The sequence below is a fragment of the Saccharopolyspora gregorii genome, assembly GCF_024734405.1.
Lineage (GTDB): Bacteria > Actinomycetota > Actinomycetes > Mycobacteriales > Pseudonocardiaceae > Saccharopolyspora_C > Saccharopolyspora_C gregorii.
In genome coordinates this window covers 4,850,492-4,863,088 of sequence record NZ_CP059556.1, presented here as the reverse complement: position 1 = coordinate 4,863,088, position 12,597 = coordinate 4,850,492, and the positions used below count along the sequence as shown (strand labels likewise).

The 12,597-nt window shown below is 74.1% G+C and carries 11 protein-coding genes and 2 pseudogenes; 12 read left to right on the top strand and 1 reads right to left on the bottom strand.

The genetic code is table 11. The annotated features are described in order from the left end of the window. Positions 1 to 68: 68 nt before the first annotated feature. From H1226_RS21150 to H1226_RS21115, 8 genes and pseudogenes are all read left to right on the top strand, one after another. Positions 69 to 224, top strand: a pseudogene (locus H1226_RS21150) (2Fe-2S iron-sulfur cluster-binding protein); the annotation flags it as partial. A gap of 453 nt (positions 225 to 677) precedes the next feature. Further along, positions 678 to 947: pseudogene (locus H1226_RS21145) on the top strand (2Fe-2S iron-sulfur cluster-binding protein); the annotation flags it as partial. Beyond that, entirely contained in the window at positions 944 to 1,927 is a 984-nt protein-coding gene (locus H1226_RS21140) for an FAD binding domain-containing protein (RefSeq protein WP_258342200.1), read from the top strand. The pseudogene H1226_RS21145 and the gene H1226_RS21140, both read left to right, overlap by 4 nt. Continuing rightward, the gene (locus H1226_RS21135; protein ID WP_258342199.1) at positions 1,924 to 4,002 is read left to right on the top strand and encodes a xanthine dehydrogenase family protein molybdopterin-binding subunit; all 2,079 of its coding nucleotides are present in this window, start codon (positions 1,924 to 1,926) and stop codon (positions 4,000 to 4,002) included. Before H1226_RS21140 ends, H1226_RS21135 begins: the two co-directional genes overlap by 4 nt. Positions 4,003 to 4,368: 366 nt before the next feature. Next, positions 4,369 to 5,355: a DUF3048 domain-containing protein gene (locus H1226_RS21130; protein ID WP_258342198.1), complete on the top strand. Its 987-nt coding sequence runs from the start codon at positions 4,369 to 4,371 to the stop codon at positions 5,353 to 5,355. 67 nt (positions 5,356 to 5,422) lie between these two features. Then, positions 5,423 to 6,265: an N-acetyl-1-D-myo-inositol-2-amino-2-deoxy-alpha-D-glucopyranoside deacetylase gene (gene mshB / locus H1226_RS21125; protein WP_258342197.1), complete on the top strand. Its 843-nt coding sequence runs from the start codon at positions 5,423 to 5,425 to the stop codon at positions 6,263 to 6,265. Between the two features lie 145 nt (positions 6,266 to 6,410). Beyond that, entirely contained in the window at positions 6,411 to 7,346 is a 936-nt protein-coding gene (locus H1226_RS21120) for an ABC transporter ATP-binding protein (protein ID WP_258342196.1), read from the top strand. After that, positions 7,343 to 8,131, top strand: a complete 789-nt coding sequence (locus H1226_RS21115) for an ABC transporter permease (RefSeq protein ID WP_224956133.1) — start codon at positions 7,343 to 7,345, stop codon at positions 8,129 to 8,131. Before H1226_RS21120 ends, H1226_RS21115 begins: the two co-directional genes overlap by 4 nt. Positions 8,132 to 8,145: 14 nt before the next feature. Here H1226_RS21115 and H1226_RS21110 read toward each other — a convergent pair whose 3' ends face one another. Continuing rightward, complete coding sequence (locus H1226_RS21110; protein ID WP_258342195.1) at positions 8,146 to 8,868, bottom strand: GntR family transcriptional regulator; 723 nt, start codon at positions 8,866 to 8,868, stop codon at positions 8,146 to 8,148. Positions 8,869 to 9,122: 254 nt separating this feature from the next. Here H1226_RS21110 and H1226_RS21105 point away from each other — a divergent pair, with 254 nt between their 5' ends. From H1226_RS21105 to H1226_RS21090, 4 genes are read left to right on the top strand one after another with little or no spacing between them, the layout of a single operon-like run. Then, complete coding sequence (locus H1226_RS21105; protein ID WP_224956135.1) at positions 9,123 to 10,331, top strand: NRAMP family divalent metal transporter; 1,209 nt, start codon at positions 9,123 to 9,125, stop codon at positions 10,329 to 10,331. A 17-nt stretch (positions 10,332 to 10,348) separates the two neighbouring features. Continuing rightward, positions 10,349 to 11,113 carry a LamB/YcsF family protein gene (locus H1226_RS21100; RefSeq protein WP_258349472.1) on the top strand — a complete coding sequence of 255 codons (765 nt, stop codon included), beginning with the start codon at positions 10,349 to 10,351 and terminating at the stop codon, positions 11,111 to 11,113. Continuing rightward, positions 11,110 to 11,730, top strand: coding sequence for a 5-oxoprolinase subunit B family protein (locus H1226_RS21095; RefSeq protein WP_258342194.1), 621 nt, complete (start codon positions 11,110 to 11,112; stop codon positions 11,728 to 11,730). The genes H1226_RS21100 and H1226_RS21095 overlap by 4 nt, the downstream gene beginning before the upstream one ends. Then, positions 11,727 to 12,581, top strand: a complete 855-nt coding sequence (locus tag H1226_RS21090) for a 5-oxoprolinase subunit C family protein (protein WP_258342193.1) — start codon at positions 11,727 to 11,729, stop codon at positions 12,579 to 12,581. Before H1226_RS21095 ends, H1226_RS21090 begins: the two co-directional genes overlap by 4 nt. Positions 12,582 to 12,597 lie beyond the last annotated feature (16 nt).

The window sequence follows — 12,597 nt, the reverse complement described above, 5'->3', positions numbered from 1 at the left end:
CTGCGGCGCGCGTTCGGCCGCGACGCCCCTCACCCTGGCGGGGGAGCTCTTTCGGGGAGGGGACGTCGATGGAGATCGCTTGGTCGGTGGACGGGGTGCGGTGCGGGCTCGAGGTGGAGCCTCGGGTGACCGTGCTGGACGGGTTGCGCGAGCACTTGGGGGTGGTCTCGCTGAAGAAGGGCTGCGACCACGGGCAGTGCGGGGCGTGCACGGCGCTGGTGGACGGGCGGCGGGTGCTGACCTGCCTGTTGCTGGCGGTGGCCGCTGATGGCGCGGAGATCATCACCGCTGCCGGGCTGGGGGTGGTCGGACCTGCCGCTGGTGGGCCTGGAGCCGGTGGACCCGCCGGGGGCGGGCGGGGTGCCGCCGAACCTGGACCGGGTGCCGCCGAACCTGGCGGGGTCGCCCCGGGTGTCGGCGGATCTGCTGCCGGGCCGGGAGCCGGAGGCGCTGCGGCGGAATCCGGCACGGGGCGGCTCGCGGGAAGCGGTACTTCGGAGTCCGCTGAGGCGGGAACGGGCCCGGGCGGGCCCGCCGGTGCCGCGGCGGGGGACTCCGGCGGTCGGGACGCCCGGTCGGTGGACGGTGAACCGACGTGGGAGGTCGTTCCCGGGTCCGGCGGCGCGGGTGCCGCCGGTCTCGTGGCGGCGCCGGGACGACCGCCGGCCGGGCGGGAGGTGCACCCGGTCGCTCAGGCGTTCCTGGAGCACGACGCGTTCCAGTGCGGGTACTGCACCCCGGGCCAGGTGTGCTCGGCGGTGGGGATGCTCGCCGAGGCCGCCGACGGCAGGCCGAGCCACGCGACCGCGGACGTCGCCGCCGGGTTCGAGGAGCTCGACGACGCGGAGATCCGGGAGCGGATGAGCGGGAACCTGTGCCGCTGCGGCGCCTACGTGAACATCGTCGCCGCGATCCGCGACGCGGCCCGGCGGGAGGGATCGCGATGAACCCGTTCGACTACGTGCGCCCGGACGACGCGGCGGGCGCGGTGGCGACCGTGGCGCGGAACCCGGGAGCGGTGTTCCTCGCGGGCGGCACGAACCTCGTCGACCACCTGAAATTGGGGGTGAGTGCGCCGGAGCTGCTGGTGGACGTGTCGCGGCTGCCGCTGGACGAGGTGCGGGAGCTCCCGGACGGCGGGTTGCGGGTGGGGGCGGGGGTGCGCAACAGCGACCTCGCGGCCCACCCGCTGGTGCGCAGCCGGTTCCCGGCGTTGGCGCAGGCGCTGCTGGCGGGCGCCTCGGGGCAGCTGCGCAACGCCGCCACCACCGGCGGGAACCTGCTGCAGCGCACCCGGTGCCCGTACTTCCAGGACGTGACGACCCCGTGCAACAAGCGCGATCCGGGGGCGGGGTGCTCGGCGATCGGCGGGCACCACCGCGACGCGGCGATCTTCGGCGCCTCCCCGGAGTGCGTGGCCACGCACCCCTCCGACATGGCGGTGGCGATGGCGGCGCTGGACGCGCAGGTGCGGGTGCAGGGCCCGGAGGGAGAACGCGCGGTGCCGGTCGTCGAGTTCCACCGGCTGCCGGGTGACGAGCCGCAGCGGGACTCGGTGCTGCGCCACGGCGAGTTGATCACCGCGGTCGACCTGCCGGGCAGCGCGCCGCGCTCGGTCTACCGGAAGGTGCGGGAGCGGGCGTCGTACGCGTTCGCGCTCGTCTCGGTCGCCGCCGACCTGGACGTCGCGGACGGCCGGGTGCGCAACGCGCGGATCGCGCTCGGCGGGGTCGCGCACAAGCCGTGGCGGGCCACCCGCGCCGAAGGGGCCCTGCGCGGCGCGCCCGTCGGCGAGCAGGCGTTCCGCGCGGCCGCGGACGCCGAACTGGCCGCGGCCGAACCGCTCAGCGGCAACGCGTACAAGGTACCGATGACCCGCGGGACGCTCGTCGCCGTGCTGCGGGACCTGGTGGAGGAGGCGCGATGACGGACCTGCTGCGGCCACGGGCGATCGGCGCCCCGCTGGAACGGCTGGACGGCCCGGACAAGATCAACGGCACCGCGCGCTACGCGTTCGAGCACCCCGTGCCCGACCCGCTGTACGTGCATCCGGTGCAGGCGACGATCGCGCGCGGCCGGATCGAGGACATCGACGTGCACGCCGCCGAAGACCTCGACGGCGTCGCGACGGTGCTCACCCACGAGAACGCGCCCCGGCTGGCGACCGACTCCGACGCCGAGCTGTGGGTGCTGCAATCCCCGGAGGTCGCGTTCCGGGGCCAGCTCATCGGCGCGGTGCTCGCCGAGACCCCCGAGATCGCGCGGCAGGCCGCGGACCTGGTGCGCGTCGACTACCGGCGGGAACCGCACCACGTGGTGCTGCGCGGCGACGACGACGCGCTCTACGCGCCGGAGGTGGTCAACCCGTCGTTCGCCGCCGACACGCGCGACGGCGACCCGGACGGCGCGGAACCGGCGGTCGTGGTGGACGCGACCTACACGACGCCGATGGAGCACAACAACCCGATGGAACCGCACGCCACCATCGCGACCTGGCGCGGCGGCGTGCTCACGATGTACGACTCGACGCAGGGCGTGCACCAGATGCGGTCGCGGCTCGCGCCGGTGCTCGGGCTCGACCCGGAACGGATCCGGGTGCTCGCCCCGCACGTCGGCGGCGGCTTCGGCTCCAAGGGCACCGCGCACGCGCACAACGCGCTCGCCGCGCTCGCCGCCCGGGTCGCGGGCGGGCGGCCGGTGAAGCTCGCGCTGACCCGGCAGCAGATGTTCGCGCTCGTCGGCTACCGCACGCCCACCATCCAGCACGTGCGGCTCGGCGCGGACCGCGACGGGAAGCTGGAGCTCGTCACCCACGACGTCGTCGAGCAGACCTCCACCGTGCAGGAGTTCGCCGAACAGACCGCCGTCGGCACCCGCACCGTCTACGCCGCGCCGAACCGCCGCACCACGCACCGGCTCGCGGCGCTCGACGTCCCCGTCCCGTTCTGGATGCGCGCACCCGGCGAAGCACCCGGCATGTTCGCCACCGAGTCCGCAGTGGACGAACTCGCCGAAGCCTGCGGGATCGACCCGATCGACCTGCGCTGCCGCAACGAACCCGCCGTCGATCCCGCCACCGGGCTGCCGCACTCCGCGCGGCACCTCGCCGAATGCCTGCGCGAAGGCGCCGAACGGTTCGGCTGGGCCGGCCGCGACCCGGCGCCGCGGTCCGCGCGGGACGGGGACTGGCTGGTCGGCACCGGCGTCGCGAGCGCCACCTATCCCGGCTACAAGATGCCCGGCTCCACCGCCACCGTCCGGTACCGCGACGGGCGCTACGAGGTGCGCATCGGCGCCGCCGACATCGGCACCGGCACCCGGACCGCGCTCACCCAGATCGCCGCCGACGCGCTGGACCGCCCGGTGTCCGATGTGGACTTGGAGCTCGGCGACACCGCGCTGCCCACCGCCACCGTCGAAGGCGGCTCCTCCGGGCTCACCTCCTGGGGGACGACCGTCGTCGAAGCGGCCCGGCGGTTCCGGGAGAAGTTCGGCCACGACCCCGCCGACGGCGACGAAGCCGACGGCGCGATGCCCGAGGAGCCGGACGAGCAGCGGTACGCCATCCACTCGTTCGGCGCGCACTTCGCCGAAGTCCGCGTCAACGCCGACACCGGTGAGGTGCGGGTGCCGCGGCTGCTCGGCGTGTTCTCCGTGGGGCGGGTCGTGAACCCGCGGCTCGTGCGGTCGCAGCTGCTCGGCGGCATCACCATGGGCATGTCCATGGCGCTGTTCGAGCACAGCGTCCTCGACCCGCAGTTCGGGCACGTCATCAACCACGACCTCGCGCAGTACCACGTCGCCGCGCACGCCGACGTCGCCGACATCGAGGTCAGCTGGCTCGACGAGCACGACCCGCATTCGAACCCGATGGGCAGCCGCGGCGTCGGCGAGATCGGCATCGTGGGTTCGCCCGCTGCCATCGCGAACGCGGTGCACCACGCCACCGGCATCCGGGTCCGGGACCTGCCGATCACGCCGGACAAGCTGCTGGGCGGCTGACCCGGCACACCGCTGGAGGAGTGAACGGACCGTTCGTCCCATCTCGTTGGACGGACGGTCCGTTCACTCGTGTTCCGCGGAGGGTGAACGGACCGTTCGTCCGGTGTGGTTGGTCGGACGGTCCGTTGACTCGTGTTCGGGGAGGTGAACGGACCGTTCGTCCCGTCCCGTTGGTCGGACGGTCCGTTCACTCCGGTGCGGTTCGCGGGTGGGCGCTGGTGGGTGGGGCGGCTACTGGTCGGAACGGTGCACTGATCGTGACCGTCGGAGGTAGTCCTTTCATGAACAACACCTGGTCAGGGCCTTGCGAACCTTGCTCGTCACCCGAAAGAGGGGCACTCTGGGTGTTCGAGTGAGGGGTGGGCGATGGTGCGGAACCGCGGATTTCTCGGACGAGCGGTGGTGCTGCTCGCGGTGCTGGTGACCGTGCTGGCGGGTGGTCTCGCCTGCCAGCCCGCGCGGACGCAGCGCGCCCCGGACGCCCCGCAGGGCGCGGCTCCGCCCACCGCCGAACCGGCGCCCGCCGGAGGAGCTCCCGGCAGCGACGACCCGGTGCTCGCGGTGAAGATCGACAACGCCCCGGAAGCCCGGCCGCCGACCGGCATCGGCGCCGCGGACGTGGTCGTCGTCGAACCGGTCGAAGGTGGCCTGAGCAGGCTCGTCGCCGTGTTCGGGAAGCAGCGGCCGCCCGTCGTCGGGCCGGTGCGCAGCGCCCGCGAGACCGACCTGGAACTGCTCGCCCAGTACGGCAGGCCGACGCTGGCGTTCTCCGGCGCGGCCCCGGAACTGCTGCCGGCGCTGAACGCCGCGCCGCTCGAAGCGGTCCAGCCGGAGCAGGCGCCCCGTGCGTTCTTCCGCGGGACCGGCAAGCCGGTGCCGCACAACCTCTACGTCCGCCCCGGCGAGCTGCCCGCGGGCGCCGGCTGGTCGCCGAAGGCGCCGCTGGCGTTCGGGCCCGCCCCGGCGGGAGGTGCGCCGCGCACCTCCGCGCAGGTCGACTACCGGGCGGCCTCCACCGGTTTCACCTGGTCGCCGGAGCAGCGGCGCTGGCTGGTGTCGATGGACGGCGCGCCCGCGACGGCGGCGGACAGCGGGCGGCTCGGCGCGGGCACCGTCGTGCTGCAGCAGGTCGAGGTGCGGGACTCGGCGATGAAGGACGTGGCGGGCAGCGCCTCGCCGCACGCCGCGACGGTGGGCTCCGGCCGGGCCGTGGTGCTGCGCGACGGGAAGGCCTTCGACGCGCGCTGGTCCCGGCCCTCCGCCGACGTGGGCACCACGTACACGACGGCGTCCGGCGAACCGCTGCCGTTCGCGTCCGGTCCGGTGTGGGTGGTGCTGTCGGACCGGCTGTGACGGCCGGCCGGCGGGCGGGCGGCGGACTCCGCCGCCCTGGTCGGTGGAGTTGGCTACTCTCGAAAGCATGAGCGACCGCCGCTTGCTACTGGTCCACGCCCACCCCGACGACGAAGCCACCGCCACCGGCGCCACCATGGCCCGCTACGCGGCGGACGGCACCACCGTGACCCTGGTGACCTGCACCAGCGGAGAACTCGGCGAGGTCGTCGCCGACGACCTCGCCCATCTGCGGGGCGCTCCGGACGCGCTCGGCGAGCACCGCCGCGGCGAGATCGCGACCGCGCTCACCGAGCTCGGCGACATCCGCCACCACTGGCTGGGCGGCCCCGGCCGCTGGCGCGACAGCGGCATGGCCGGGCTGGACAGCAACCACGAGGACGGGGTGTTCGCCGCCGCCGACCCGGTGGAGGTCACCCGGCAGATGGTCGCGCTGCTGCGCGCCGAACGTCCGCACGTCGCGATCACCTACGACGACTTCGGCGGCTACGGCCACCCCGACCACATCGCCGCGCACCGGGCGCTGATGAACGCGCTCGACCCGGCCGCCGACCCCGAGTTCGCCCCGGAGCTCGGCGCGGCCTGGCAGGTGCCGAAGGTGTACTGGACGGTGCTGCCCGACTCGTTCGCGGAACGGGTGCGGGAGGCCGGGATCACCGAGTTCAAGCCGAACACCATGCCCGACGAGGAGATCACCGCGGTGCTGGACGGCGCCGCGCACCACGAGGCGAAGCTGGCGGCGTTGCGCCACTACCGCAGCCAGGTGAACATCGACGAAGACGGCTTCTTCGGCCAGGTGGTGCGCCGCCCCGAGTTCGCCGTCGAGCACTTCCTGCTGGTGCGCGGCGAACGCGGTCCGGGCACCGGACCGCACGGCGCCGAGCAGGACCTGTTCGCCGGGCTCGCCTAGCGGTCCGCGGGGCGGCGGCCCTGCCAGGAGGTACGAGCCGCCGCCGGGATCGCCGCGCCGCGCGGCGATCTCCGCGGTTGCGCCGGTCGGCCGGGCCGCGTCGGTACGGTTGGCGGAGTCCACGGGCCACCTGGGGGGAACGCGCATGACCGCACGGCAGCGTGTCGCGACGAGGACGTCATCCGCGCTGGCGCTGCGCGGCGTGGTGAAGCGCTACGGCGAGATCACCGCCGTGGACGGCCTCGACCTGACCGTCACCGCCGGGACCTGCCTGGGACTGCTCGGGCCCAACGGTGCGGGCAAGTCCACCACGATGCGCCTGATCACCGCGCAGACCAGGGCGGACGCCGGGGAGATCGAGGTGCTCGGCTTCCGGGTCCCGCGCGAGTCGAAGCGGGCGCGCACCGCGATGGGCGTGGTGCCGCAGCTGGACAACCTGGACGAGGAGCTCACCGCCCGGCAGAACCTGGAGGTCTTCGCGCACCTGTACCGGGTGCCGCGGGCCGACCGGGCGGCGGCGGTGCTGCGCGCGCTGGACCTCGCGCAGCTGCGCAAGCGGGCCGACACCAAGACCGACGAGCTCTCCGGCGGGATGCGCCGCAGGTTGCTCATCGCCCGCGGCCTGGTGCACTCGCCGCGGCTGGTGCTGCTCGACGAGCCGACCGTGGGCCTGGACCCGCAGGTGCGCCAGGAGCTGTGGGCGCTGATCGACGCGCTGCGCTCGGACGGCGTCACGGTGCTCATGTCGACGCACTACATCGAGGAGGCCGAGCGCCTCGCCGACGACGTGGCGGTGATGTCCGGGGGCCGCGTCATCGCCACCGGCACCCCCGACGAGTTGCGCCTGCAGCACGCGGGGCAGGACGTCGTCGAGTACTACGGCCCGCCCGCGCGGCTCGTCGAAGTGGAGACGATCACCCGCGAGGCCGGGCTCAGCACCCGGCGCACCGGGCCCGCCGTCTCGGTGCTGCGCGCCGAGCTGATGCCGGAGCCGGTGGCGGCGCGGCTCGGCACCGGGCACCGCCGGGTGAGCAACCTGGAGGACGTGTTCGTCTCGCTCACCGGGGAGGCCGTGGAATGAGCACCACGCCGCAGCGGCTGCGCACCTTCGAACTGGCCGCGTTCGCCGGGGTGTGGCGGCGGGAGCTGACGCTGTACCGGCGGTACTGGTTGTCCAGCACGTTCTCCTCGGTGGTGGAGCCGACGATCTACCTGCTGGCGTTCGGCTTCGGGCTCGGCTCGCTGATCGCGACCATCCGCGGGCTGCCCTACATCGAGTTCCTCGGCACCGGGGTGGTGGCGACGTCGGTGCTGTTCACCAGCGCGTTCGCCGGGATGTTCACCACGTTCGTGCGGCGCAAGTTCCAGCACTCCTACGACGCGATGCTGGCCGCGCCGGTCGACGTGCACGAGCTCGTCGCGGCCGAGGCGCTGTGGATCGCCACCAAGTCCGGGGTGTACGGGTGCGCGCCGCTGCTGGTGGCGATGGTGTTCGGGCTCGACCCGGCGCCGGGCATGCTGCTGGTGCCGCTGGTCGGGTTGATCACGGGGCTGGGGTTCGCGCTGTTCGGCATCTGGTGCTCGGCGGTGGTGCCGTCGATCGACTCGTTCAACTACATCGTGAGCGCGGTGATCACGCCGCTGTTCCTGGTGGCGGGCACGTTCTTCCCGATCGACCAGCTGCCGGGCTGGGCGGGGACGGTGGCCGCGTTCAACCCGCTGTACCACTGCGTGGAGCTGGTGCGGGACGCCTCGTTCGGCCTGCGCCCGGGCGTTGACCTGCTGCACGTGGGTGCGCTGCTGCTGTTCGCGGCGCTGATGTGGCTGCTGGCCTACACCGCGATGCGCCGCAGGCTCGTCGACTGAGTCCTGCCGCTCGGTCAGGTGCGTTCCGCGTAGGCGGTGATCAGCTGGGTTTCGGCGTCGGCGAGGTAGGTCTCCAGCGCGGAGGCCGCGGCCTCCAGCTCGCCCGCGGCGACCTGGTCGGCGATGGCGCGATTGCGCTCCACGTAGCTCTCGTAGAAGCCGCGGGTGCGCTGCGGGTCGAGCCCGCCCCGCTCGTCGGTGGACATCACGTGGAACGCGAGCCGCAGCTCGGCGAGCAGCCCGGCCATCGCGTCGTTGATCCGGGGGCTGTCGGCGAGCCCGACGAGCGCTTCGTGGAACCGCATGTTGGCGGTGCCGACCTCGCTCCAGTCGCCGTCGGCGGCGGCCTGCTCGCCGGCGCGCACCGCGCGGGCCACCGCGGCGACCAGTTCGCGCTTGGTGGTGGCGGCGTGGCGCACAGCGCCGACCTCGATGATGCGGCGCAGCCGGTACAGGTCGGCGACGTCGGCGCTGCTGGGTTTGCGCACCGCGACGCCCTTGTGCATCTCGTGCACCAGCAGCCGTTCGTGGCCGAGCAGCCGGAACGCCTCGCGCAGCGTGTTGCGGGAGACGCCGAGCGCGTCCTTCGCGCTGACCTCGGAGAGCTGGGTGCCGGGCGGCAGTTCGCCTTGGATGATGCGTTGCCGCAGCAGGTCGGTGACGCGCTCGACGGTGCTGGTCCGTTCGAGCAGGGACCGGTCCGCTGCCAGCCGGTCGACCCACTGCGCGCTGGTCATGCCTCTCCCGGGGTTGATCGGAAACCGCAGTGTATCCGCGGCGGCCCGCGGGCACGTCCGACGATCCGACGACACGCTACCGCAGGATTGTTGAACGATCGAACGTTGAACATGGGGAATGTAGGAACGCACTATTGATCCCTCGCCGAACGGCCCCTATCGTGGCGACACCGCGCGGCCGGCGACCCGGCCGGCGGGGAAACCCCAGCGCTGCGGACGGCGGCGCGGCAGGCCGGAGGCCGGGAGGACACTGCATGAGCGGCACCACCACCAAGACCGGCGCCCACCGCGGCGCGCTGATCGGGGCGGTCTTCCTGATGGCCACCAGCGCCATCGGCCCCGGGTTCATCACCCAGACCACCGACTTCACCGTGCGGCTCGGCGCCGCGTTCGCCTTCGTGATCGTGCTGTCCGTGCTCATCGACATCGCGGTGCAGCTCAACGTGTGGCGCATCATCGGCGTCTCCGGCATGCGCGCCCAAGACCTCGGCAACGCGGTGCTGCCCGGGTTGGGCTACGCGATCGCCGCGCTCGTCGTGTTCGGCGGGCTCGTGTTCAACATCGCCAACGTCTCCGGCACCGCGCTCGGCCTGGACGCCATGGTCGGGATGGACGCGAAGCTCGGCGGCGGGCTCTCCGCGCTGCTGGCCATCGGGATCTTCCTGAGCAAGCGGGCCGGGGTCGCGATGGACCGGATCGTGGTCGTGCTCGGCGTGCTCATGATCGCGCTGACCTGCTACGTCGCCGTCGTGTCCGACCCGCCGGTGGGGGAGGCGCTGAAGCAGGCGGTGCTGCCGGACCGGGTCGACTTCCTCGCCGTCACCACCCTCATCGGCGGCACCGTCGGCGGCTACATCACCTACGCGGGCGCGCACCGGCTCGTCGACGCCGGAGTCACCGGGCCGGAGCGCATCGTCGAGGTCAGCCGCGGATCGGTGCTGTCGCTGCTGGTCACCGGCGTGATGCGGGCGGTGCTGTTCCTCGCGGTGCTCGGCGTGGTCGCCGCGGGCGCCACGCTCGGTTCCGGCAACCCGACCGCGGAGGCGTTCCAGCACGCGGCCGGGGAGATCGGGCTCCGGCTGTTCGGGCTGATCATGTGGGCGGCGGCGATCACCTCGGTCGTCGGTGCCGCCTACACCTCGGTGTCGTTCGTGGTGACCTTCTCCCCGGCGCTGCAGCGGGCCCGCAGCTGGCTGGTCGTCGGGTTCATCGCGCTGTCCACCGTCGTGTTCCTGCTGCTGGACCAGGCGCCGACGACGCTGCTGGTGCTGGCGGGCGCGCTCAACGGGCTGATCCTGCCGGTCGGGTTCGGCGTGCTGCTGTGGGTCGGGGCGCGGCGCCGGGACCTGCTCGGCGGGTACCGGTACCCGCGGTGGCTGCTGGTGATCGGCGTGCTGGCCTGGCTGCTGTCGTTGTACTTCGGGGTGAACTCGCTCGGCGCGATGGCGCAGCTGTGGCAGTGAATGGAGGGGACGTGCGCATCGACCTGAACTCGGACCTCGCCGAAGGTTTCGGCCGCTGGGAGCTCGGCGACGACGACGCGCTGCTGGGCGTGGTGACCAGCGCGAACGTGGCATGCGGGTTCCACGCGGGGGACCCGGGGGTGATCCGCCGCGCCTGCGCGCGGGCCGCGGCCGGGAACGTGTCGGTCGGCGCCCAGGTCGGCTACCGGGACCTCGCCGGGTTCGGCCGCCGGTTCATCGACGTGCCGCCGCGCGAGCTCACCGACGAGGTGCTGTACCAGCTGGCCGCCCTCGACGGCCTCGCCCGCGTCGAAGGCACCGCGGTGCGGTACGTGAAACCGCACGGGGCGCTGTACAACGCCATCGTGCGCCACGAGGAGCAGGCCGCGGCCGTCGTCGAGGCCGTGACCGCCTACGATCCGCGGCTCGCGGTGCTCGGCCTGCCCGGCTCCAGCTTCCTGTCCCGCGCCGCCGAGGCCGGGCTGACCACGTACCGGGAGGCGTTCGCCGACCGCGCCTACACGCCGGAGGGGACCCTGGTCTCCCGCCGCGAACCGGGCGCGGTGCTGCACGACCCGGAACTGATCGCGCGGCGCTGCCTGCGCATCGCCGGCGGCGAACCGATCGAGGCGATCGACGGCAGCGAGATCACCGTGGCCGCCGACTCGATCTGCGTGCACGGCGACAGCCCCGGCGCGGTCGCCATCGCCGAGACCGTGCGGGACCGGTTGCGGGACGCCGGGATCGACCTCGCCCCCTTCGCCGCCGGCGGTGCGCGATGAGCGGACCGCGGGTGCTGCGCTGCGCCGACTCCGGGCTGCTGGTGGAACTGGACGACCTGCCCGCGGTGCAGGCGCTGCACGCCGCGCTGCGCGCCGACACCCCGCCCGGCGTCGTCGACCTGGTGCCCGCCGCCCGCACGCTGCTGCTGGCGCTCGACCCGGAGCGGGCCGACCCGGACGCCGTCGAGCGCGCCGTCCGCGAGGCCCGGCCCGGCGAACGCGGCGGCGGCGAGGGCGGGCTGCTGCGGGTGCCGGTGGTCTACGACGGCGCCGACCTCGCCGCCGTCGCCGAGCTGACCGGGCTCACCGAACGCGACGTGGTGCGCGAGCACACCGGCAGCACCTGGACCGTCGCCTTCGGCGGGTTCGCCCCCGGGTTCGGCTACCTCACCGGGGGTTCCCCGAAGCTCGCCGTCCCGCGGCGGGGCGAATCGCGCACCAGGGTGCCCGCGGGCGCGGTCGGGCTCGCCGGGGAGTTCAGCGGTGTCTACCCGCGGGAATCGCCGGGCGGCTGGCAGCTCATCGGCCGCACCGACCTGGAGGTCTGGCGCACCGACCGGGAACCGCCCGCGCTGCTGCGGCCCGGGGTGCGCGTCCGGTTCGAGGAGGTCTCGTGATCGAGGTCGTCGCGCCGGGTCCGCTGGCGACCGTGCAGGACCTGGGCCGCCCCGGCCACGCGGGCATCGGGGTCGGCGTCTCCGGTGCCGCCGACCGGGGTGCGTTGCGGCTGGCGAACCGGCTCGTCGGCAACCCCGAGGGCGCCGCGGGCATCGAGACCACCTTCGGCGGGCTGGTGCTGCGGCCCGAACGGGACGTGACCGTCGCGGTCACCGGCGCGGACGGGCCGATCACCGTCGACGGGCGGGCCGAACCGGTGAACACCGTGCTGCGGGTCCGCGCGGGAGCGCTGCTGCGGCTCGGGACACCGGCGCGCGGGCTCCGCGGCTACGTGGCGGTGCGCGGTGGCATCGCCGTCGAACCGGTGCTGGGGTCCCGCGCCACCGACGTGCTCTCCGGGCTCGGGCCGCCGCGGCTGGCCGCGGGCACCCGGCTCCCGGTCGGGCCCGCGCCGCGGGAGTTCCCGGTGATCGACCAGGCCCCGGTGCGCGCCCGCGACGGGCAGCTGGTGCTCGACGTCGTGCCGGGGCCGCGGGCGGACTGGTTCACCGACTACGCGCTCGCGGCGCTACTCGGCGCGGAGTTCGAGGTCAGCGCCGAGATCGACCGGGTCGGCATGCGCCTCGACGGTCCCGAGCTGACCCGGTGCCGCGACGACGAGCTGCCCAGCGAGGGCATGGCGCTCGGCTCGCTGCAGGTGCCGCCGTCCGGGCGCCCCACGCTGTTCCTCGCCGACCACCCGGTGACCGGCGGGTACCCGGTGATCGCGGTGCTGCTCGCCGCCGAGGTGGACCGCGCCGCTCAAGCCCGTCCCGGGCAGCGCATCCGATTCCGCCGAACCGAGAGGTGATCCCGATGCGACCAGC